Source organism: Mesorhizobium sp. M0701 (genome assembly GCF_040320365.1).
Taxonomy (GTDB): domain Bacteria; phylum Pseudomonadota; class Alphaproteobacteria; order Rhizobiales; family Rhizobiaceae; genus Mesorhizobium.
Map to the genome: position 1 here is coordinate 148,477 of NZ_JAMYPO010000004.1, position 21,858 is coordinate 170,334.

Genomic DNA, 21,858 nt, shown 5'->3' on the forward strand with positions numbered 1-21,858 from the left:
GTCGCACCAAATGTGGTGGTGATCGCGTCCGTCTTCAAGCAAGTGTTGTGTCACGCTCCCGTGAGTCTAGCAAGCGCATCGTCCATGGCCGCCGCCGGCAGCTCGATCAGCCGCGGCACCTCGGTGAACAGCAGCGCCGCCGAGACCTCGCGTCCCGGATAGAGCGGCTGAAGCAGCGCGCGATAAAGTGCGAGTTGCAGAACATAGGCTTGCGGCACTTCGGCGAGCGTAGCTGGCGCTGGCCGATTGGTCTTGTAGTCGACGATCGAAACCTTGTCCGGCGTTGCTGCCAACCGGTCGATCTTGCCGGAAATCGAGCGCAGTTTGCCCCATACCTCCAGGCTGCCCATGATGGCGACTTCGGCGCGCGAGTTTGGCGCAAACAGCGGCGCGAAGCGGCTGTCGGCAAGAATTCTGAAAACGCCAGCCACGGCCTTGTCGTGCTCGTCGTCGGGCCATTCCGCACCGGCTCTTGCCAGATAGCGTTCGGCGGCATCCCGGCGTTTTCCCTCGGCGATGCCGGGCAGCATCTGCAGCAATTTGTGCAGCGCCAGCCCGCGCATGACGGCAAAGCCGGGCTCGGCGTCGGCATCCAGTACCGGCGAACGCGTGTCGGCCACCGCTTGCCGCGCCTCATCGATCAGCACCGAGGCGCCGGACGGTGAGAGCGGCCGCGGCAATTCCTCGAAGGGCGGCAGAGGCCGGAACAGGGTTTCAGGCAGTGGTGCAAAGCGTTCCGCCTGTCGTGCCTCATTCACTGCCGCCAGTGGCATGGGCGGCAGTTTCGTCACCTGGAAACGATGCACGGTCTCGCCAGTGGCGGGATGCCGGCGTTCTTCGCTCTCCGCGGCACCGACCAGTGCGCGGCTGACGATCGAATGCCAGGTACCGGTATTCGGCGCCCGTTTGCCATGGTAGCCGCAGACGATCAGCCGATCCTCGGCGCGGGTCATGCCGACATAGAGCAGCCGGCGGTATTCGTCGTCGGCGAGCTCGCGGGCGCGGGCCGATGCGGCGCGTGAAAACCCATTTGCGACATCGCTGGCCGAACGCCAGAGATAGCCCTTGCCCTCCCAGCAGTCGCCCGAGCCTTCGAACGGCATCAATCTCGGCAGATGCTGGTCGCTGAACGGCGCGGAGCCGCCATCAACAAGGAATACCACCGGCGCCTCCAGGCCTTTGGCGGCATGCACGGTCATGACGCGAACCTCGTCGCGGGTCTGGTCCATTTCGCGCTTGATCTCGGGGCCGGCGTTTTCCAACGTCGACAGGAAGGATTCCAGTCCCGGCAGGCCGGTCCGCTCCTCGGCCAGGCAGAAATTCAGGAATTCGTCGAGGACGTCGCCGGCCTCCGGCCCGAGCCGCGCGATCATCTTCTTGCGCAGGCCGTCGCGGGCGAGAGCTGCAGCATAGAATTCGAACACCGGCTTGAATGCGGCCTCGTTCGACCATGTGCCGAGCCGGCTGACGACGGCGGCCAACGCCTCGCTTGCGCCGGCATGCCGGCGCAGCGAGGCGATCAGCGAGACGCCCGATGGCCTCTCCGCAGCAAGCGCGAAAAGCTGCTCTTCCGAGACATCGAAGATCGGGCTGCGCAGCACGGCGGCCAGCGACAGATCGTCCTCGGGCTGGATGAGAAAATGACCGAGTGCGATCAGGTCCTTCACCGCGATATGGCCAGGCAGGCTGAGCCGGTCGGCGCCGGCCACCGGGATGTCGCGGCGCTTCAACGCCCGTGTCAGCGCATGGACGAAGCGGTCGCGCTTGCGCACCAGCACCAGCACGTCGCCGGGCCGGAGTTTCTTGCCACGCCCTTCGATGACCTCGCCGCCGCCGATCCAGCCGGCAATGGTCGCTGCAACGTTTTCGGCAACGCGCACCGCCGGTGCGTGGGCGTGATCCACCGCTTGCGTCCAGTCGTCCGGTTCGTCGACGATGTCGGCGCCGAGTGAGGGCCAGACGTCGACATAGCCCGGCGCATCGTTGCGGATCGCCTTGTGGTCGAGCGGATCGGGATCGTGGCTGATGCCGCGCCGCACGTTCGGGTCAGCAAAGACACGATCCACCGCCGCAAGCACGTCGTCGGTCGAGCGAAACGACCAGGTTAGCTTGAGATCGGCGAAGGCGGCGGCGGCGGATCTGACTTTGCCGGCAAACAAAAGCCGGCTGTCGGCAAAGGAGTCCGGGGCGGCTCCCTGGAAGGAATAGATCGACTGCTTTTCGTCGCCGACCGCAAAGATGGTGCGGTGGACGGCGTCGCGTGCGCCGAGCCCGGCAAAGAACTCCTCCGCCAGCCGCTTGACTACCTCCCACTGGTCGGGACTGGTGTCCTGCGCCTCGTCGAGGAGGATGTGGTCGATGCCCTGGTCGAGCTTGTACTGCACCCATGGGCCGGCGTCGGGCCGCGCCAGTAGATGGACCGTGCGGGTGATCAGGTCGTTGAAGTCGAGGAAGCCGCGCGCGCGCTTCAATTGCTCGTAGCGGGCGATCAGCCAGTCGGCGATGGTCAGCGCCGCACGCGTGCCTTCCAGCATCCTGAACAAGGCCAGCCTGTCGGAGATTTCGAGAATGGCGTCGACCGCCGCCAGATATCGTTCGGCAAGATCGGGCAACCGGTGAAGCAATGCCCTTTTAAACGTCTTTGCCGGATCGTAAGGCTCGCCGTCGGCCCTCAGGAAAGCCTTGGAGAGCAAATTCAGGCGACGTACCGGATCCTCCTCGGCAAAGGCAAGGCGGGCGTATGGCAGCAGATTGTTCAGCACGATGCGCGCATCGGCGGCCTCGGCTGCCCGTGAAAAGGTGACGAGATAATCCGGCAGGAAGCCGGGCAGCGGCCAGACCGAGGCGGCTATACCTTCGGCCGTCTGGCCGGCGCGGAAATGGAACTCGTCGAACAGCGCCTGAAAACCATCGCCGCCGGCCGCGGCGATGAACGCACGCAAACCATCGCGCTTGCGCACGATCTCGGCCAACAGTGCGTCGAGCCCATGCTCGCCGCCGCGCTCCAGCACGGTGGCGAAGGCCTCGGACAATGCCGCATCGCCTGCAACGCCGCCCGAAATCATGTCGCGGCGGGCGGCGGCAAACAGCGAAGCCTCCATTTGCGGATCGAGCATTTCGAAATGCGCAGGGATATTGGCTTCCAGCGGGAACTGATGCAGCACCGATTCGCAGAAGGCGTGGATGGTCTGGATCTTCAGCCCGCCCGGTGTTTCCAGCGCCTCGGCAAACAACCGCCGCGCCCGGCGCATGGTTTCGCGGTCGGGCTGGCGGCCGTCCAGCGCCTCTATCCGTGTCGAGAGCTCGGTATCGCCCAGGGCCGTCCATTGCGACAGCGTCGAAAACACCCGGTTCGACATGTTGGCGGCGGCGGCACGCGTATAGGTCAGGCACAGGATCTTGGACGGATCGGTGCCGCGCAGCAACAGCCGGATAACGCGCTGGGCGAGTACATGGGTCTTGCCCGATCCGGCATTGGCCGACACCCAGGCGGAATTGCGCGGGTCGGATGCGCTTGCCTGGCTCGCGGCAGTGTCGCTTGGAATGGGGTAGGCCTTTTTCATGCCTCCCCTCCCTCGTCATCGGCGTCGCCGCCGGCGGACCATTCGAGCACGCGGGCGAGATGGTCGTAGTCGCCGTCGGTCTCGCCCTCGCGGAACGGCAGCGCCCGCGACAGATAGCCCGTCGCCGGGTCGGCGTAGTGGATCAGCAGTTTTTCCAGCCGCGCCCACGCTTCTTCGGCGAGATCGGCGGCGGTTCGCGGCTTGCGGTTGTATTCGAGGATGGATTCCTCGAACACTTCGCCATTCGGCCTCAGCCGCACGAAGGCCAGTTGCGACGGCTCGCATGCGCCAAGCTCCTTGAAAGCGCCGCGCCTGAGCAGCGCGCCCTCGAGTGCCAGTTGCGGCGCGAGCAGCGTGTGCGCCTGTGCTTTGGATGGCGAGGAGCCGGTCTTGTAATCGAGGATGTCGGCCATGCCGCCGGCCAGCAGATCGATGCGATCGGCATAGCCGGACAGGGTCACACCGGATCGGCCCACACCGGTCTTTTCGGCGCGTTCCTCGGCGTGCCGCCGTGCCACGGCTGCGGCCCGGCCGCGCTCCCATTCGATGATGCCGGCGGCAAGCTTTTCGAAGCGTGGCCACCACACCGCCTCGACATCGGCGGGCAGGGCCGCGCCTGCAAAGCAGGAGCGGCCTGCGGCGATGAGCCCGACCAGCGCCTCCGGCGCGCACGGGTCGGCCACCGTCGCTGAGAAGAGGTGCAGAACGGCGTGAAACAGCGTGCCACGCTCGGCAGCGCCCGGATCGCGAATGACCGGATCGAGCGGCATCAGGCCGAGTATCCTTCTGGCATAGACCGCATAGGGATCGCGACGCAGCGTTTCGATCTCGGTGACCGAGAAGTGGTGCGGCCGTGCGGCGATCGGCGGTTTCGGCTGCGGCCGCGGCGCAAAGTCCTGCTTTTCGCCGGCATCGAGCACACGCGCCCAGGCAAGCAGTTCATCGCCGCGCCGGCGAAGTGCAGCAGCGTGGTCCTCGCCAACGAATGTAAGGATGCGCTGCAGCCAGCGTGAAGGTACCGACGGTGCGTCGCCGGAGCGGCCGGAGCGAGCCAGCACCACTTTTTTGGCGCCCATGGCCATCTGGAAATCATGGGCGGCAAGGCCGATGCGCCGCTCGGGCGGTTCAAGATCGATGCCGGTCTTCATCAGCCGCGACATGAAGCGGTCGCTCTCCGGCTTGCGCGGCCACACGCCTTCGTTGAGCCCGCCGACGACCAGCGTGTCGACATCCTGAAGCCGCGCTTCCAGCACACCCCAGATTGCGATGTTCCTGTCGGTGCCCTGCGCCGGCTTGACCGTCTCGGGCGCGATCAGCGCCTCCATCACGTCAGGCCATTCGTCAGCGGCGAAGGAGAACGACACCGAGGCCGCGACCAGCCCGCGCAAGAGCTCGGCGAGCTTTTCGCCGGCATCGCCCGCATAGAGTTCGCTCAGGCTGCCGTCAGCGGCGCGGCCGAGACTTTCGAGCGCAACGACGCTGGCGCGCACAAGGGTGGCAAGATCGGCATTCTCGTCGCCGCGAAAAGCAACCAGCGGCGCCAGCGCGGCCGTTAGCCGGATCAGCAGGTCGCGCGCCTGTTCGATGCGCCTGACCGAAAGCCGCGGCCACCAGAAGGGTGGGCGGCGATTGCCGCCGCCGTCGAATTCGAGGAGCCGGGTGTCGAAGAGCTGCGGCAGCGACGCCACGTCCGGACGCCCTGTGCCGCCGCGCAGCCCCACGAGTTCGACGATTTCGGCCGCATAGCGCACGCTTGCCCGCTCCAGGCCGAGGCCAAGCAGGGGATGCTTGAGCAGCGACAGCAGGGCGACGGGGTCGCCCGGGCGGAAGGCTGCCTGAAGCGCCAGCCTGAGCAGGCTGGCGGCTGGTGTGTTGATCAGCGGCGTGCCGCCGGAATCGTCGGCGGCAACGCCGAAGCGCAGCAGCTCGACTGAGACGCGCCGCGCCAGACCGCGGTCGCCGGTGACGAGTGCGGCGCGCTGGCCGGGCCGTTCGACGGCCTGTTTGAGCGCGACGGCGATCGCCACGGCTTCGTCGCGTTCGCTGGCGGCTTCGAGAAGCGTCACATCGGCGAAGGCCTCGGCAATATCGCCGGCCCTAAAGCGGGCGCGCGTCTCGGCCCAAAGCTCGGTGGTCTCCGCCGGGCGCAGCGCGTCGCCGACAAGTGCGGCGCGCAGCGCAAGCGGTCGCGGCGCAACAGCAATCTCCTCGACATCGGCGCGCGGCACGCCGATCTTGCCGATCAACTTTGCCAGGCCGTATTGCGGGTGGCCAAGCACGGCTGGGCGCGCGCCCGGTGTGGTGATCGCGGCAAAGGACGGCTCGTCCAACGCCCGGTCGAGCCCGGGCAGCACAACAGCGCCATTGGGCAGACCGGCGATCACGGCAAGCAGCTCGGCCGTGGCGGGAATGGAGCCGGTGGAACCGGCGGCGATCACCGGTCCGGCTGGCGGATTACGCTTCAGCCGCGCCGCCTCCAGCCTTATCAGGGCATTACGATGCGCGGCCGGATTGGAACGATGGCGTTCCTCGAGCAGGTTCGGCCAGTTCTCCGTCACGATGGTCAGGAAGTCGAGTGTCACCTGCCACCAGCCTGCAAGATTGCCGGTTACAAGCTCGGCGAGCCTTGCCCAATCCGTGCCTTCGGTGTCGATCTCATCCATCAGGCGTGCAAGGTCGCGCGCCAGCCAGATGGCGTCGGCGGCGGAGGCCGGTATGACGATCTCCTCGTCGAACAAAGCCGCGACATGTGCCGGCAGGCGGCGTTTCCACGCCCGCACCAGCGGCGCAAGCAGCAGAAGACGCTCGACCGCGGCGATCGGCGGCGCAAGGTCGATGGCGGCCGAAGCTCCTGCCTCGAAGGCGGCTTCATCTTCATCGAACTCACCAAGCGGGCGGATGACCGGCAGGATCGCCGAGCGGCTTCCCGAGCGCGAGAGAGCATCGACGAAGACGCCGCGAAGCGCCCGCGCCGCACGGCGCGTCGGCACATAGATGGTGAGATCGGCCAGCGCCAGCGGATCGCCGTCATAGGCGAAGCCGGGAACCAAGCGCCCCGCAAGCAGCGCCTCGGCCAGCGTCGGCAGGAACGGCGCTCCGGGCGGGATCGAGAAAACGCGGCGGGAGCCGCTCATTTCGACTCGGTAAGAGCGCCGGGTGCCTCAGCAACAGCATTGGGCGTGCCGGCAAGCGCGGCGGCGACCGCTGCTTCCGCCCGCGGGATCGCGTCAGGTGTGCCGACAGTAATCCAGTGACCCTGCATTTTCATGCCGAACAAGCGGCCGGCGGCGATTGCCGCATCGAAATAGGCGTTGAGAGAGTGTGGACCGGCCGGCGCATCCTTGAAGATGCACGGATGGACGATTGCGGCGCCGGCATAGATCAGGCCGGCCGGATCGTTGTTCGCACGCCGCAAGGCGCCGTCCGGCGCCACCAGGAAATCGGTGCCGCCGCTATGTCCGGTTGCCGACTGGAGATCCGCAAGCATCAGCAGAATGTCCATTGTCGCGCCCTCCCATGCAAGGGCAAGACGCCTGAGATTGGAAACGCCGCTGTCGATCCAGAAGGTGTCGGCGTTGAGCACATAGAAGGGCGCCCCTAACCTGGGCAATGCCTTGACGATACCACCGGCGGAGTCAAGCAAGCCCCTACTCTCATCCGAGATGACGATTCTCGGCGCACTGCGGCGGGCTACATGGTCCACGATCTGTTGCGGGAGGTAATGGACGTTGACGACGGCCTTGGCGACGCCGGCTTCGGCTAGGCAGTCCAGCCCCCAGTCGAGCAATGTCTTGCCGGCGACCTTGACCAGCGGCTTCGGCATGGTGTCGGTGATCGGCCGCATGCGCTTGCCGAGCCCGGCGGCGAGCACCATGGCGGTCGTCGGCATCGGCTGCTCATCCGACGCCTTCGGGCCCAAATCCTTAGCCGTCAAATCGAGCGTTCCTCCAGCAAGCCGTGGGCGATGTAGAAATCCTGCAGCCCGGCCAGCGCCGGATGCGCCAGTGCCCGGCGAAGATAGTCGCGGATGCGCGGCAGATGCTTCAGATAATAAGGCTTGCCGTCGCGTTTTTCGAGCCGCACGAAGATGCCGAGGATCTTGGAATTGCGCTGTGCGGCCATGATTGCATAGGTTTCGCGGAATTCGTTCTCATCGAAGGCACCGGCCGCGCGTCGCGCGGCGATGTAGGCGGCGAGCGTGTGCTTTTCGATTTCGGGTGAGATAGTGACGCGCGCGTCCATGGCGAGCGAGGCGACGTCGTAGGCGGACGGCCCGATCAGCGCGTCCTGGACATCGACGACGCCGAGGCGATCGTGACCGGAACGGTCAGCGCGCCAGATCAGGTTGGGTGAATGGAAATCGCGCAGCATCAGCGTGTATTCGCGCCCCTCCAGCCGATCGAGCACCGCACTCCATTCGCTGCGGTAACCGGCGCGCAGCGCCTCTCTAGGCGGAGCGCCTGATATCGCCGGGACATACCAGTCGACCAACAATTCGGCCTCGATCATCATGGCGTCGCGGTCGAAAGGCGGCACCTCGTGGAAGACGCCGGGGCCGGCCTGCATGCGGGTCGGCCATGTTTTGCCGTGCATCATGGCAAGCAGTTCGGCCGCCGCCGCATAACGCGCGGCCACCGGCTGGCCGCGCTTGTCGAGAAACCCTTGGGAACCGAGATGCTCCAGCAGGAGAAAACCCTGCTCGAGATCCTGGGCATGGATTTCCGGGACGCTGACGCCGCCGGCCCGCAATGCCCGGTCGATGGCGACGAACGCCGAAACGGATTGCGCGGTGTGAGCGATCTCGGCATAGGGTTTGCCGTCGCGGATTGGCGGTCCGAGCACCAGCCTTGGCGAGTTCATCAGCACGCGCGGCGGAAATCCGGCGAGCGTGACGATCTCGTAGGAGCGAGCCGAGGCATCACCGATGAAATATCGTCGCTGCGCTTCGCCCCAACCGGCCTGCCCGAGAAAATCGCGCATCGCCAGCGATCGCGCCGCGCGCTCGAAGGCGGCGCCCTCTCCCGATAGTCTCGCCAGTCGGCCGTCGCCCTGCTGGAGAAGTTCGACCAGCACCGAGGTTTTCGGCAGATATGCCTCTGCCCGCTCCGGCCATTCGACCAGCGCGGCGCCTTGCGTCAGCGCCTCGTCGAAGCCCAGCTCGTCCAGCTCGGATGCCGTGCCCAAGCGGTAGAGATCGAAATGATGAACCGGCACACGCGTGTCGTAGCTCTGGACCAGCGTGAAGGTCGGGCTTGGCACGTCGAGTCCGGCATCGTCGGCCAGTGCCCTGATCAGCGCCCGTGCCAAGGTCGATTTGCCGGCGCCGAGATCGCCCTTGAGGGCGAGCACGTCGCCAATGCGCAGCGACATGGCGAGATCCTCGCCGAACCTTGCCGTCGCAGCCTCGTCGGCGAGAAAACGCTCCAGCACCAATACCGCCATCGAACGCGCTACTCGGCCGCCGCGCGGATGCCGGACGGCGTGTCGGGAAAGGCGCAAACAACCGTGGTGCCCTTATCCCTGCCGGTCTCGATGCGGACGCTGCCGCCATGCAGTTCGACAAAGCTCTTGACGATCGACAGGCCGAGCCCGGCGCCACGGCGGCGGCCGCCATTGGTGCGCGGCTCGAAGCGCCGGAACACTGAGTCAAGCAGGTCCGGCGGCATGCCGGGGCCGTCATCGTGAACGGAAAATTCCACGCCGTCGGCAAGTTGGCGGCAGGCGAGCGTTATGGTGCTCGCCTCCGGCGCGTAATTGGCGGCATTGCTGAGCAGATTGTAGAGGATCTGGCGGACGCGGATCTCGTCGCCGTGGAAGGTTTTCGGCGCTGCCGCCGCGTCGATCCTAAGCTTGATCGCATGTTCCTCCAGCCGGTCGGCGACCAGTTCGGCGGCAGCCGTAATGGTTCGATCGATGTGAACTTCGGAAATGTCGAGTTCCATGATGCCGGCATCCACCGTCGCCAGGTCGAGGATGTCGTTGACGATGGTGAGCAGGACCGAGGAGGACGAGCCGACATGCCCGATATATTCGCGTTGCTTCTGGTTCAGCGGACCAGTCGACGCCAGTGAAAGAAGCTCGGTAAAGCCGATGATGTTGGTGAGTGGCGAGCGCAGCTCATAGGAGACGTGCTGCACGAATTCGTTCTTGATCTGGTCGGACTTTTGCAGCGCCTCATTCTTGTCCTTCAGCGCCCGCTCGACATTGACGCTGTCGGTAACGTCGACGAAGGTCATCATCACCTGGCCGTTGGGCAAAGGGATGACGGCGTAGCGCAAAACGGTGCCGTTGTTCAATTCGGTTTGGCCGTGGCGGTCGCGGCGCTCGTCGTCGAAGCCGGTGATGGCGGCAACGAACCCGCCCCACGGACTGTCGACGGCACGGCGGTCGCAAAGGTCGCGGATCGTCGAGACATGGACGTTGGGTTTTGAGGCATCGGCATCCAGCCCCCACAATGCCGCGAACGCGGGGTTCGACAATCTCAGCCTGCCGTCGGGGCCGAACACAGCGACGCCTTCGGCGAGGTTGTCGAGCGTCTCGCCCTGGACCCGGACGGCGGTCTGGTAGCGGCTTTCAAGGTCCATCTTCTCGGTCAGGTTCTCGAACACCCAGGTGACGCCGCCCTTGGGCTGCGGATTGGCGACGACGCGAATGGTCTTGCCGTCCGGCAGATGCCACCAATGCTCCTGCGATTCAACCGCGCGGTAAGCGCCGAGCAGGCTCTCTTTCCAGCGCCGCCATTCGGGCTGCTCGGCGATCTTGCCTTCGCTGCGCAGGCGGTCGAGCAGTAAGGCGTTGTCCGGCGCGCTGTGCAGGAAGCCGCTGTCGAGGCCCCATAGTTTCTGGAACGCCTGATTGAAAAACCGCAATTTCTCGTCGGTGTCGAAAATCGCCACGGCGGTGTTGAGCTGATCGAGCGTGTCGGCGTGGCTCTGCATGGTCCGCTCATATTCGGCGCGAATGGCCTCGATAGCGCTGATGTCGCAGGCAAGACCAGCCGAACCATCCGCTCCGGCAAAATCGGTCACGGCAAACATACGGCGGTCGCCTTCGATGACCGTGGAGAGCGTCTGTTCAAAGACCGCGCGCGACTTGTGCTGCGCAGCGATCGTGTCGCGCGCCTGGCCGCCGAGGAATTCCTTGCCATCGCGGACCGCCGCTTCGGCATTCTCGGCCTCGACCGCTTCGGCATAGGCGCGGTTGACCCATTTCAGCCGCCCGTCGACAGTACGCAGCCATGACGGCATCTTGAGCGCATCCAGAAGACCGATCAGCGTCTCATGGTCGGCGGCTAAGCGCTGGTTCTCGATCTTCAGCCTGGCCTGGCTTCGCTGTGTCTCCGAAAGCGAGACGAAGCGAACCAGCACATGCGCCGCACTCTTGCGGCCGTGAACCTCGAGCGGCTGGCCGGCCTGCGATTCGATGACCAGATCGAACGGCTTTGCCTTGTCCCGCAGTGCCGCGACGGCATGTTCGAGTGCGGCCGCCGAACGCGGCATCAGCCAGCGGCCGAAAGCCAGGAAGGCCGCCCGGTCCTCCGGCGCGCCGCTCTCGATCGGCAATGTCCCGACAAGCTCGGGCTTCTTGTTCTCGGCCGCCCATACCACCACGCGCTGATCGCGGGAATGGAGCAGCGCCTCCGAGCGCTGCAGCGCGGCATTGACGTCGGCGATACGGGTCCTGAGCTCGGCATTTTCCGCCGCGGTGCGCGCCCGTTCGCGGATCAGAAATATGGCCGACAGCAATGCCGCCCCCATGACGCCGACGAACATGGCGAGTTGCATGACCTCGACCGTGCTGACCGACAGCCCGGCCTTTTGCGCCACGCGGGTTTGGGCATGTGCAGTAAAGCCAAGCAGCGGACCAACCAACGCGGAAGAAGCAAGCAGCACCCCGACACGGCTGCCGGCGCGCCAAAGAAGGCTGCCGCCTCTGGCAGCGGAGCCCGTGATCGAATCGTTATGGCCGCCGGAAACGGCCTGTCCCGCGCAAGGCGGGTTATCCCCCGGCATGTCTTGGTCCTCTTCGCCGCCTGAATACAAGACCGCCCTGATGCGTGCGCCCGGGCCTCGTCCCCGGACCGCGAATCAGCACCATAGCGCTTGCGCGAATCGGCGTGAAGAATCAATCAGCGCAAAAATAAAGCCGGGCGAAAAGTCAATCGCCCGGCTTCAATATCTAGTGGCAAGTTTCGCCGTGGTTAATAGCGGTAGTGTTCCGGCTTGAACGGTCCCTGCGGAGTGACGCCGATATAGGCGGCCTGTTCGCCGGACAGTTCGGTCAGGCGGGCACCGAGCTTGTCGAGATGCAGGCGCGCGACCTTTTCGTCGAGATGCTTCGGCAGGACATAGACCTGGTTCTCGTACTGGCCGGGCTTGGTGTACAGCTCGATCTGGGCCAACACCTGGTTGGTGAAGGACGCCGACATGACGAAGCTCGGGTGGCCGGTAGCGTTGCCGAGGTTGAGCAGGCGGCCTTCCGACAAAAGGATCATCCGCTTGCCGTCCGGGAAGGTGATCATATCCACCTGAGGCTTGATGTTGGTCCATTTCAGGTTGCGCAGCGACGCCACCTGGATCTCGTTGTCGAAGTGACCGATGTTGCCGACGATCACCATGTCCTTCATCAGGCGCATGTGGTCGAGGGTAACGACGTCCTTGTTGCCGGTGGTGGTGATGACGATGTCGGCCGTCGGCGCTGCGTCTTCGAGCGTGACCACCTCGAAACCGTCCATCGCCGCCTGCAGCGCGCAGATCGGATCGACCTCGGTGACCTTGACGCGGGCGCCGGCGCCCTTGAGCGAAGCCGACGAGCCTTTGCCGACGTCGCCATAGCCGCAGACAACCGCGACCTTGCCGGCCATCATCGTGTCGGTGCCGCGGCGAATGCCGTCGACAAGCGATTCCTTGCAGCCATATTTGTTGTCGAATTTCGACTTGGTGACGGAATCATTGACGTTGATCGCCGGGAACGGCAGCAGGCCTTTTTTCTGCAACTGATAGAGCCGGTTGACGCCGGTCGTCGTCTCTTCGGTAACGCCGCGGATCGCTTCCTTCTGCTTGGTGAAGAAGCCGGGCGATGCCTGCATGCGCTTCTTGATCTGGGCAAACAGGATCTCTTCCTCTTCGCTGCCCGGATTGGACAGCACATCCTCGCCGGCCTCGGCGCGGGCGCCGATCAGGATGTACATGGTGGCATCGCCACCGTCGTCGAGGATCATGTTGGAGGTGCCGCCATCGGCCCACTGGAAGATCTTGTCGGTGTAGACCCAATAATCCTCCAGCGTCTCGCCCTTGACGGCAAACACCGGAATTCCGGCCTCGGCAATGGCCGCGGCAGCGTGGTCCTGGGTCGAGAAGATATTGCAGGAAGCCCAGCGGATATCGGCGCCGAGCGCCTTAAGCGTTTCGATCAGCACCGCCGTCTGGATGGTCATGTGCAGCGAGCCGGTGATGCGCGCGCCCTTGAGCGGCTTCTTGTCGCCGAATTCTTCGCGGCAGGCCATCAGGCCCGGCATTTCGGTTTCGGCGATCTCGATCTCCTTGCGGCCCCAGCCGGCAAGCGCGATGTCTGCGACCACATAGTCCTTGCTACCCGTCATGGCAGTGCTCCGATGCGAATTGATTGCGGGACGCGCCCGCCCCGAAAGCGTGTCGGAGGGCGCGAGGTGCCGGCCTGACTAGCAGATCGGGAGTCGGACGACAATGGGATATAAAGAAATCTTTATCCGTGCATGTCTTCAGAAGCGATCAGCACGTCAGCATTCCTCGCCAAAACGGGAAGCAACCAGTTGCTCCAGCGCATCGATGACCTCTTCGGCCTCCGGGCCGGTGGCGGTGACGCGGATCGAATAACCGGGGCTCGCCGCCAGCATCATCAGGCCCATGATCGAGGTGCCGCCGACCTTGACGCCGTCCTTCTCGACCTGGACCGTGGCGTTGAAGCCGCTGGCGATTTGAACGAACTTGGCCGAGGCGCGTGCGTGCAGGCCGCGCTGGTTGACGATCGGAAAGTCGCGAACGATCTTGTCCTTTTCCGGCAACAGCGCGCTCATTTGCTGCTCAGGAGTTGACTGGCGACATTGATGTATTTACGGCCGGCAGCCTGCGCCTCATCCAGCGCGGCCGTCATGTTGTCGCCCTTGCGAACGCTGGACAGCTTGATCAGCATCGGCAGGTTCATGCCGGCAATGACCTCGATACGCCCGGATTCCATCACGGAAATGGCGAGGTTAGAGGGCGTGCCGCCGAACATGTCGGTCAAAACGATGACGCCTGATCCCGTATCGACGAGGCCGACTGCCTCGATAATGTCGCGGCGGCGCTGTTCCATATCGTCGTCGGCACCGATCGCCACGGTCTCGAAATTGTCTTGTGGCCCAACGACATGTTCCACGGCATTGCGGAACTCGGCGGCCAGTTGACCGTGCGTTACAAGCACGAGTCCGATCATTCTTTGGTGGCTCCCGTCATCGCCGCTTCACAGGCGCATTTTATGCTCGCCGACCGTTCCAGGTGGCGGGAGCGCTATCTTGTCGACGCAAGGCCCGTTGACAAGCCCAAAATTGCGCCGGCCCAAGCCAATTTGACGCATTGCAGCAAAAAATCGAAATCGGATCACAGGAAAGGCGCAATCGACAGGCGCGACATCACTGCCGGCAAGGCCGCCGCTACATTGCGCCCGGCAAGATCGATGCGCGGCACTGGTACGCCGACAACGAGTTCGCTGCAGTCTTCCTGGAAGCGGGCCATTTTGCCGGCTGGCACCAGCCGGATAATGAGGTCGATCACGCAGCTTGGCTCGAACCGTATCGGTTTGGGGCCGAATCCCGGCACCTCGACGAGGCCGGCTATGCTGGCCGGTGCGCGGCAGACCAGCCGCCCGTCGCAATCTGCAGCATAGAGCTGGTCATCGCCGATCAGCCGGGAAAACAGCCCACGCTGGCTGCAATGATCGATCAAGGCGAGCGCCAGCGTCGTCTTGCCCAAGCCGGACGGTCCGGTGATGAGAATGCCGCGATCCCCTATCAGGATCGCGGTGCCGTGAATGTTTTCAGGCTGCACAATAGGACCAGGCGTGATTGTAATTCATCCGTCAGCCTTCCGCCGGCAGCGTCACCACGAAGCGCGCGCCCTTGATCTCGCCAGGCTTGGTGCCCGGGATGTTCTCGGCGCTCAGCGTGCCGCCATGGGCTTCAACGATCTGCCTGGATATCGACAGGCCAAGGCCCGAGTTCTGACCGAACGCCTCGCCGGCCGGCCGATCGGTATAGAACCGCTCGAAAATGCGGTCGATGTTATCGGCACGGATACCGGGTCCATTGTCGTCGATGGTGACGATGTTGAACTTGCCGGCGCGCGCCAGCGATATGGTGATGTGGCCACGTTCCTCGGGAACGAACGAGCGGGCATTCTCGATCAGGTTGGTGATCACCTGGCCGATCCTCAGGTCATGACCGACGACGAAGTAGCCTTTCACGCCCTGTGGCAGTTTGGCGACCTTGAATTCGATCTCGACCGCCTTCTTGTTGCGCGTGGCCTCGCGCGAGACGGCGACCAGATCGGTGATGAACTTCTTGAGGTCGACGGTTCCCGCATCTTCCCGCGCCAGCTCGGCATCGAGACGGGAGGCATCGGAAATATCGGTGATGAGACGGTCAAGCCGCCTCACATCGTGCTGGATGATATCCATCAGCCGGCTGCGCGAATTGTCGTTCCTGGCCAGCGGCAATGTCTCCACCGCGCTGCGCAGCGAGGTAAGCGGGTTCTTCAACTCGTGCGAGACATCCGCGGCAAAACTTTCGATCGCCTCGATGCGGGCGTAGAGCGCATTGGTCATGTCGCGCACGGCGATCGACAGATTGCCGATCTCGTCCTGGCGGTCGGAGAAGTCGGGGATTTCCTCGCGGTTCTTGACGCCGCGGCGAACCCTGACCGCCGCCGCGGAAAGCCGGCGCAGCGGGTTGGCGATAGTGGAGGCCAGCAGCATCGACAGGATGGCGGTAACCAGGGCGGCAATGCCGAACACGCGCAGGATCGCCTTGCGCTCGGCCGCGACGATCTTGTCGATGTCGCCGCCTTCGGTCGACAGCATCAGCACGCCGAGAACGGCACGGAAGCGCTGGATCGGCACCGCCACGGAAACGATCTGCTCGCCCTGCTCCGATATCCGCACGATCGTCGACGGACTGCCGGTAAGCGCCTTGACCACTTCCGGAAACGCGGCACCGTTGCCGCCCGGCTGCTCGCGATAGACGGGCAGCTGCTTGTTGCGGAAGAAATCGAAGACGAATTTCTGGATGCGCTCCAGAAGGTCCGGCTGCTCCTCTTCGACCGGCGGCAGGTCGTAGCGAAGGATCTGGCCGCGCGAATAGAGATGGCGGGAATCGAGCAGCAGGTTGGCGTCACGGTCGTAAATGCGGGCGCGTGTGCGCGTCGGCGAGATCAAGCGCCTGAGCACCGGCGCCACGCGCTCCGGATTGATCGGGAAATCGAGATTGTCGAGCTGATCGGAGCCCGGGCCGAGGCTTTCGCCGGCCTGCAACTCGAGCAGCTTCTCCGGATCGATGCTGATCGAATCGGTCTCGACCGTCGCCGAGGCGGCGATCGCGCCGGCGATGATCTCGCCTTGAGTCATCAGGCTCTCGACACGGGCGTCGATCAGCCCGTCGCGAAAGGTATTGAGATAGAGAATGCCGGTGACCAGGACGGCAAGGCCGGCAAGGTTGAGAAAGAGGATACGCCGCGTCAGGCTGGAAAAGATGTGATGGCCGAGAAACCGGCGCATCGGCACCGTAATTTTCGACACGAAGGCGGGCAGAATCCGCGGCGGGCGCCTGGCGGCGCCCGACCGTCTCACTCGCTCTACTTGCACTGCCATCGAATAGCAGCTCCCGCTCGACTCAAGCTTCGCGGAACCGATATCCGACTCCGTAAAGGGTTTCGATCATTTCGAAGTCATCATCAACGGCCTTGAACTTTTTGCGCAGCCGCTTGATGTGACTGTCGATGGTGCGGTCATCGACATAGACCTGCTCATCATAAGCCGAATCCATCAGCGCATCACGGCTTTTTACGACCCCCGGACGCTGTGCCAGCGAATGCAGGATGAGGAACTCGGTGACGGTAAGCGTCACCGGCTCGCCCTTCCAGGTGCAGGTGTGGCGCTCCTGGTCCATGACAAGCTGGCCGCGCTCAAGCGACCGGGCCTGCTGGTTGGGCGCCTTGGCCGCCGCCTCGCGGGTGCTGGCGCGGCGCAGCACGGCGCGGACGCGCTCCACCAGAAGACGCTGCGAGAAGGGTTTGCGGATGAAGTCGTCGGCGCCCATCTTGAGGCCGAACAGTTCATCGATCTCATCGTCCTTGGAGGTCAGGAAGATTACCGGCAGGTCGGATTTCTGACGCATCCGGCGCAGCAACTCCATGCCGTCCATGCGCGGCATCTTGATGTCGAGGATGGCGAGGTTCGGCGGGCGCGCCGCCAGTCCCTCCAGCGCCGATGCCCCATCCGTGTAGGTTTCGACCCGATAACCCTCGGATTCGAGGGCGATCGAAACCGAAGTCAGAATGTTGCGATCGTCGTCGACAAGCGCGATTGTTGCCATTTCAAGCGGCTCCCTCATGAGCTGTCCCTTCTTTCGTCGAGAAGGGGCTTTTGCAGGACAAATTAGGTACAAAATGTGGCACAGGCTGTATCCGCTGTCACGCGCGGCATGTCGACGGCCACAATTGTACCTCGATATGGATTGGACGAATGAACATCGCCAATCCTTGGGCAACCATCAGTGTTTTTGCACATATAAACGATTTAAACAACTTTCAAAATATTTAAATCGATTAATGATTTGATATCATTCGCCTTTTCTGGTTTTGACGTTTTTAGCTCCTGCAATGGGGGTTCCGGAATTCGCCGGTAAAGACGCGGTAAATCGAAGAAGGGACACCCATGTCGGAAGCCGGCAAACGCAATCCTGCATGTGCAATCGATCGCATCGGCCTGAGAACCACGGGGGTGGTGCGCTATAATTTCGGCGCGGCCGCGCTCTACGAGGAGGCAATCCGCCGTGGCGAGGCCCGACTCACCGCGCATGGCGCGCTTGCCGCCGAGACCGGGCAGCACACCGGCCGCTCGCCCAGGGACAAATTCGTGGTGCGCGACGAAAGCACCGCGCCGCATATATGGTGGGACAACAACAAAGCGATTTCGCCGATCCAGTTCGATACGCTGCTTGCCGATTTTCGCGCCCACGCGGCCGGAAAGGATCTTTATGTGCAGGACCTGGTCGGCGGCGCCGACGAGGAACTGAAGCTGCCGACCAGGGTGATCACGGAGCTTGCCTGGCACTCCTTGTTCATCCGCAATCTGCTCATCCGACCGGCCGCCGCCGAACTCGAGCATTTCATGCCCGATTTGACGATCATCGACCTGCCGTCGTTCCGCGCCGATCCCGCCCGCCACGGCACGCGCGGCGAAACGGTGATTGCCGTCGATCTTTCGCACATGATCGTGTTGATCGGCGGTACCTCGTATGCCGGTGAGATGAAGAAGTCGGTGTTCACCGTACTCAACTATCTGCTCCCGGCAAAGGGTGTGATGCCGATGCACTGCTCGGCCAATGAAGGGCCCGTCGGCGACGCGGCCGTTTTCTTCGGCCTTTCCGGGACCGGCAAGACGACGTTGTCGGCCGACCCGTCGCGCACGCTGGTCGGCGACGACGAGCATGGCTGGGGACCGCACGGCATCTTCAATTTCGAGGGCGGCTGCTATGCCAAGACGATCAAGCTTTCGGCCGAAGCCGAGCCGGAGATCTTCGCCACCACCCAGCGCTTCGGCACGGTGCTGGAGAATGTGGCGCTCGACGCAGGCCGCGTGCCGGATTTCGACGACGGCGGGCTGACCGAAAACACACGCTGCGCCTATCCGCTCCACTTCATCCCCAACGCCAGCAAGACGGGGCGCGCCAGCCACCCGAAGAACATCATCATGCTGACCGCCGACGCATTCGGTGTGATGCCGCCGATCGCGCGGCTGACCCCGGCGCAGGCCATGTACCATTTCCTCTCCGGCTATACCGCCAAGGTGGCGGGGACCGAGAAGGGCGTTACGGAACCCGAAGCGACATTTTCGACATGCTTCGGCGCACCGTTCATGCCGCGGCATCCGTCGGAATATGGCAATCTGCTGCGCGAGCTCATCGCCCGCCACGGCGTCGATTGCTGGCTGGTCAACACCGGCTGGACCGGCGGCGCCTACGGCACCGGCAAACGAATGCCGATCAAAGCAACACGGGCGCTGCTTGCGGCGGCGCTCGACGGCTCGCTAAAAGCGGCCGACTTCCGCACCGACGCCAATTTCGGTTTCGACGTACCGGTGACGGTTGCCGGCGTCGACCGCGCCATTCTCGACCCTAGATCGACCTGGATCGACAAGCCCGCCTACGACCGGCAGGCGGCAAGGCTGGTCGGCATGTTCGTCGACAATTTCGAGAAATTCGAAGCCCATGTCGACGCCACGGTGCTCGGCGCCGCACCACGCATGCAGGTAGCGGCTGAATAGCCGTCGCCCCTGGTGATGCTTCAAGGCCCGGCTTCGATCGGGCCTTTTCTTTTTTCGCCTGCCGCGCCATGAGTGCGGCATGAACGCCGACGACAAGATCATCATTACCGACGATGCGGTGATTAATCCGGGCGACCTGCACGAGGACTTCATCCGTTCGTCCGGCCCGGGCGGCCAGAACGTCAACAAGGTGGCGACGGCAGTGCAATTGCGCTTCGATGCCGCCAATGCGGCTGGCCTGTCGGAGCGGGTGCGCGAACGGACCATCAAGCTTGCCGGCCAGCGCGCCACCAAGGACGGCGTCATCGTCATTGAAGCCGGACGCTTCCGCACCCAGGAGCAGAACCGGGCGGACGCCCGGGCGCGGCTGACGGCACTGGTCGCCAAGGCCGCCGAACCACCACCACCGCCGCGCAAGAAGACCAGGCCGTCCAAAGGCGCGGTCGAAAGACGGCTCAAGAGCAAGGCCGGGCGCGGCTCGATCAAGAAACTGCGCGGCCGGGTCGGGGATGAGTGACAGCCGAAGCGGCTTCGGATCTCAGATCGTCGGTTAAAGCGCGCAGCCACCGTCGGAGGCGGCTTTCGGGTCGCCGTTTTCATTTGACGGTGGCATTCTGATTTCTCCAGACCAACGGATTAAGCGACGCGATGCTCGTACTGCCCAAAGGCGTCCGCCATATGCCCGGCTACCTGTCGCGCGCCATGCAGGAAGTGCTGGTTGAAGATATCAGGCAGATCGTGCAGAACGCCCCGCTGTTCGTGCCGGCGATGCCGCGTACCGGCAAGGAGATGAGCGTGCGCATGACCAATTGCGGTCCGCTGGGCTGGGTCACCGACAAGGAGCACGGCTATCGCTACCAGCCGACCCATCCGGTGACCGGAAGGCCTTGGCCGCCGATCCCGGAGATGCTGCTCGAACTGTGGCGGGATGTATCTGCCTATGCGCACCTGCCGGAAGCCTGCCTGGTCAATTTCTATTCGCAGGATGCCAAGATGGGTCTTCACCAGGACCGCGACGAGAGCGATTTCTCCGCGCCTGTCGTCTCGGTGTCGCTCGGCGACGATTGCCTGTTCCGGGTCGGCCAGACGACGCGCGACGGCGCCACCAAATCGTTCAGGCTGAGGAGCGGCGACGTCGTCGTGCTTGGCGGCGAAGGGCGGCTCTGCTTTCACGGCGTCGACCGTATCTACCCGTCGACCTCGGCATTGCTTAGGAGTGGCGGCCGCATCAATCTGACGCTGCGACGGGTGACGATGCCGAAATAGGCTGTTCGGGTGGCCGGTGGCCCGGGCGGACATAATCGTCGCGCAGATAGATGCGCTCGGTCTCGTCCTCGATAAGAATGCGGTAGTGCGCCAGGATGGCGTCAAAGCCAAAACGCTCCATCAGTTGGCTTGTCCACATCGTGTTGTTTTTCTTGAAGACGACGATATCCGGGCGCAGACGCACGAACTCTTCGCGTTTGCTTTCGACGTAGCGCGCCATGATGGCTCGGTAACGCATGGCTTCGGCGGTGTCACCCGAGAGAGCTGCCTGCCGGGACAGGGAAAGTGCGAACGCTCCAAGCCAATCGCTGACGTGGGTCGAAACGAACTGCCCATCGATCATACGGTTCAACGGATGTCCCGAGGAAATATCCGAACTGACCAACGCTACGGTCGGCCGATCGGTGGCGGCGCGAATTGCGGCAATCAGCGCCGGCCCTGGTTTCTGGGTGCTCCAGTACGGCAAGAAAGCGATTGCCACCGCCGCCAATGCCCAAGCTCGCGAAGGAGCCGTCACGAACGTCAACAGCTTCGACGGCTGCTGCACGATCCTGGGCAGTGCCAGCAGGCAGAAAATGGCTGCCACAGCGCAAAAGATCGCGGGATAGGCATGATAAGACCAGCCTTTGGCTTGGTAGAACAGGGGAAACATGCCAGCGATCGATGCCGCCAACGCAACCGCCGCCAGCTCTGGAAACCGCCTGGCAGGCCACAGCCACCAGATCAGGAAGACAAGGAAACACCACGAGAAACCGTAGCCGATCACAATCGGCCAAAAGATGCCGATCTTTGCATACACGTCCGCCAAGAGGGGATAGATGTCGCGCACGAATTCCGGATGGATCAGCGTGACCGTGCTGAGATAGACAACGCAGATGCCGCCAATGACCCAGTGTTCCAGGGCGAAGATCGATTTCAGACTGCGCCGGCGCACTGCAACGACCAGCGCCGGCGCCAACACCATGATCGCATAGTAGGGCTTGACCAGCAGCAGAATGCTGCCCGACAGGCCGGCGAGTACAGCGAGCCCGGGGTCTGGTTGGGCAGCTGCATCTCTGCGCGCGCGCCAGGCATGAAGCGCAAGCAGCGGCATGAAAAGTGCCATGCCGATATGCTCCCGCTCACTGAAAGCATTTCCGGGGAAGACCACCAACATTGCGCAAAACGCTGGCCCCAGTGCAAACAATGATGCAGTTTCGGTGAAACCCGCACGCTTGACGATCACGCCCGAGAGCGAAAGTCCGATAAACACGGCAAGGTATGTCCAGGCCTCAACCAGGATTTCCGGGGCGGTGCCCAGCAATCTGGCCGCAGCCACTGGCGGCAGATAGAGCCAGACGCTGAATGGGGGATTGGTCTCGTAGATTTGCGAGTAAAGCCGCTCACCGGACAGCATACGCTCGCAGACCGTGATCAGCCAGCTAGTGTCGGGAACAGTCCCCCAACGTCGCTGCCAGAAGATCGAAAAGACGGT

15 protein-coding genes are annotated in these 21,858 nt (G+C 63.8%); 3 read left to right on the plus strand and 12 right to left on the minus strand.

What is annotated here, in order from left to right; all coding sequences use genetic code 11:
• Window positions 1–50: 50 nt before the first annotated feature.
• From addA to NKI24_RS06160, 11 genes are all read right to left on the minus strand, one after another.
• The gene (addA, locus tag NKI24_RS06110) at window positions 51–3,563 is read right to left on the minus strand and encodes a double-strand break repair helicase AddA (RefSeq protein WP_352743917.1); all 3,513 of its coding nucleotides are present in this window, start codon (window positions 3,561–3,563) and stop codon (window positions 51–53) included.
• Entirely contained in the window at window positions 3,560–6,697 is a 3,138-nt protein-coding gene (gene addB / locus NKI24_RS06115; protein WP_352743919.1) for a double-strand break repair protein AddB, read from the minus strand. Before addB ends, addA begins: the two co-directional genes overlap by 4 nt.
• Entirely contained in the window at window positions 6,694–7,452 is a 759-nt protein-coding gene (locus NKI24_RS06120; RefSeq protein ID WP_352451649.1) for a nucleotidyltransferase family protein, read from the minus strand. The genes addB and NKI24_RS06120 overlap by 4 nt, the downstream gene beginning before the upstream one ends.
• 41 nt (window positions 7,453–7,493) lie before the next feature.
• Window positions 7,494–9,005: a tRNA (adenosine(37)-N6)-threonylcarbamoyltransferase complex ATPase subunit type 1 TsaE gene (tsaE, locus tag NKI24_RS06125; protein WP_352743921.1), complete on the minus strand. Its 1,512-nt coding sequence runs from the start codon at window positions 9,003–9,005 to the stop codon at window positions 7,494–7,496.
• Between the two features lie 8 nt (window positions 9,006–9,013).
• Window positions 9,014–11,575 (minus strand): sensor histidine kinase, encoded by a 2,562-nt coding sequence (locus NKI24_RS06130; RefSeq protein ID WP_352454805.1) that lies wholly within the window; start codon window positions 11,573–11,575, stop codon window positions 9,014–9,016.
• Window positions 11,576–11,763: 188 nt separating this feature from the next.
• Window positions 11,764–13,164: an adenosylhomocysteinase gene (ahcY, locus tag NKI24_RS06135; RefSeq protein ID WP_023677552.1), complete on the minus strand. Its 1,401-nt coding sequence runs from the start codon at window positions 13,162–13,164 to the stop codon at window positions 11,764–11,766.
• A 156-nt stretch (window positions 13,165–13,320) separates the two neighbouring features.
• A complete protein-coding gene (locus NKI24_RS06140; RefSeq protein WP_023677551.1) occupies window positions 13,321–13,617 on the minus strand; it encodes an HPr family phosphocarrier protein in 297 nt (98 codons plus the stop codon).
• On the minus strand, window positions 13,614–14,015 hold the full coding sequence (locus tag NKI24_RS06145) for a PTS sugar transporter subunit IIA (protein ID WP_352454807.1): 402 nt from the start codon (window positions 14,013–14,015) through the stop codon (window positions 13,614–13,616). The genes NKI24_RS06140 and NKI24_RS06145 overlap by 4 nt, the downstream gene beginning before the upstream one ends.
• Window positions 14,016–14,179: 164 nt before the next feature.
• Complete coding sequence (locus tag NKI24_RS06150) at window positions 14,180–14,626, minus strand: HPr kinase/phosphorylase (RefSeq protein WP_352568484.1); 447 nt, start codon at window positions 14,624–14,626, stop codon at window positions 14,180–14,182.
• A gap of 31 nt (window positions 14,627–14,657) precedes the next feature.
• Window positions 14,658–16,442: a sensor histidine kinase gene (locus NKI24_RS06155; RefSeq protein ID WP_023677548.1), complete on the minus strand. Its 1,785-nt coding sequence runs from the start codon at window positions 16,440–16,442 to the stop codon at window positions 14,658–14,660.
• A 22-nt stretch (window positions 16,443–16,464) separates the two neighbouring features.
• Window positions 16,465–17,166: a response regulator transcription factor gene (locus NKI24_RS06160; protein WP_023677547.1), complete on the minus strand. Its 702-nt coding sequence runs from the start codon at window positions 17,164–17,166 to the stop codon at window positions 16,465–16,467.
• 341 nt (window positions 17,167–17,507) lie between these two features.
• Here NKI24_RS06160 and NKI24_RS06165 point away from each other — a divergent pair, with 341 nt between their 5' ends.
• The 3 genes from NKI24_RS06165 (at window position 17,508) to NKI24_RS06175 (ending at window position 20,384) form a co-directional block, all read left to right on the plus strand.
• Complete coding sequence (locus tag NKI24_RS06165; RefSeq protein WP_352451655.1) at window positions 17,508–19,118, plus strand: phosphoenolpyruvate carboxykinase; 1,611 nt, start codon at window positions 17,508–17,510, stop codon at window positions 19,116–19,118.
• A gap of 79 nt (window positions 19,119–19,197) precedes the next feature.
• Window positions 19,198–19,635, plus strand: coding sequence for an alternative ribosome rescue aminoacyl-tRNA hydrolase ArfB (gene arfB, locus NKI24_RS06170; protein ID WP_023677545.1), 438 nt, complete (start codon window positions 19,198–19,200; stop codon window positions 19,633–19,635).
• A 131-nt stretch (window positions 19,636–19,766) separates the two neighbouring features.
• Window positions 19,767–20,384 (plus strand): alpha-ketoglutarate-dependent dioxygenase AlkB family protein, encoded by a 618-nt coding sequence (locus tag NKI24_RS06175; RefSeq protein ID WP_352743924.1) that lies wholly within the window; start codon window positions 19,767–19,769, stop codon window positions 20,382–20,384.
• Here the strand turns inward: NKI24_RS06175 and NKI24_RS06180 are convergent.
• A complete protein-coding gene (locus tag NKI24_RS06180; protein WP_352743926.1) occupies window positions 20,347–21,780 on the minus strand; it encodes a hypothetical protein in 1,434 nt (477 codons plus the stop codon). The two genes, NKI24_RS06175 and NKI24_RS06180, sit on opposite strands and share 38 nt — an antisense overlap.
• Window positions 21,781–21,858 lie beyond the last annotated feature (78 nt).

Bases quoted from the DNA above. Each gene is read 5' to 3' on its own strand.
- addB (WP_352743919.1), bottom strand. From the start codon at position 6,697: ATGAGCGGCTCCCGCCGCGTTTTCTCGATCCCGCCCGGAGCGCCGTTC.
- tsaE (WP_352743921.1), bottom strand. From the start codon at position 9,005: ATGGCGGTATTGGTGCTGGAGCGTTTTCTCGCCGACGAGGCTGCGACG.
- NKI24_RS06130 (WP_352454805.1), bottom strand. From the start codon at position 11,575: ATGCCGGGGGATAACCCGCCTTGCGCGGGACAGGCCGTTTCCGGCGGC.
- NKI24_RS06160 (WP_023677547.1), bottom strand. From the start codon at position 17,166: ATGGCAACAATCGCGCTTGTCGACGACGATCGCAACATTCTGACTTCG.
- NKI24_RS06175 (WP_352743924.1), top strand. From the start codon at position 19,767: ATGCTCGTACTGCCCAAAGGCGTCCGCCATATGCCCGGCTACCTGTCG.
- NKI24_RS06120 (WP_352451649.1), bottom strand. From the start codon at position 7,452: ATGCCGACGACCGCCATGGTGCTCGCCGCCGGGCTCGGCAAGCGCATG.
- arfB (WP_023677545.1), top strand. From the start codon at position 19,198: ATGAACGCCGACGACAAGATCATCATTACCGACGATGCGGTGATTAAT.
- NKI24_RS06165 (WP_352451655.1), top strand. From the start codon at position 17,508: ATGTCGGAAGCCGGCAAACGCAATCCTGCATGTGCAATCGATCGCATC.
- NKI24_RS06180 (WP_352743926.1), bottom strand. From the start codon at position 21,780: ATGCTGTCCGGTGAGCGGCTTTACTCGCAAATCTACGAGACCAATCCC.
- ahcY (WP_023677552.1), bottom strand. From the start codon at position 13,164: ATGACGGGTAGCAAGGACTATGTGGTCGCAGACATCGCGCTTGCCGGC.
- NKI24_RS06140 (WP_023677551.1), bottom strand. From the start codon at position 13,617: ATGAGCGCGCTGTTGCCGGAAAAGGACAAGATCGTTCGCGACTTTCCG.
- NKI24_RS06155 (WP_023677548.1), bottom strand. From the start codon at position 16,442: ATGGCAGTGCAAGTAGAGCGAGTGAGACGGTCGGGCGCCGCCAGGCGC.
- addA (WP_352743917.1), bottom strand. From the start codon at position 3,563: ATGAAAAAGGCCTACCCCATTCCAAGCGACACTGCCGCGAGCCAGGCA.
- NKI24_RS06145 (WP_352454807.1), bottom strand. From the start codon at position 14,015: ATGATCGGACTCGTGCTTGTAACGCACGGTCAACTGGCCGCCGAGTTC.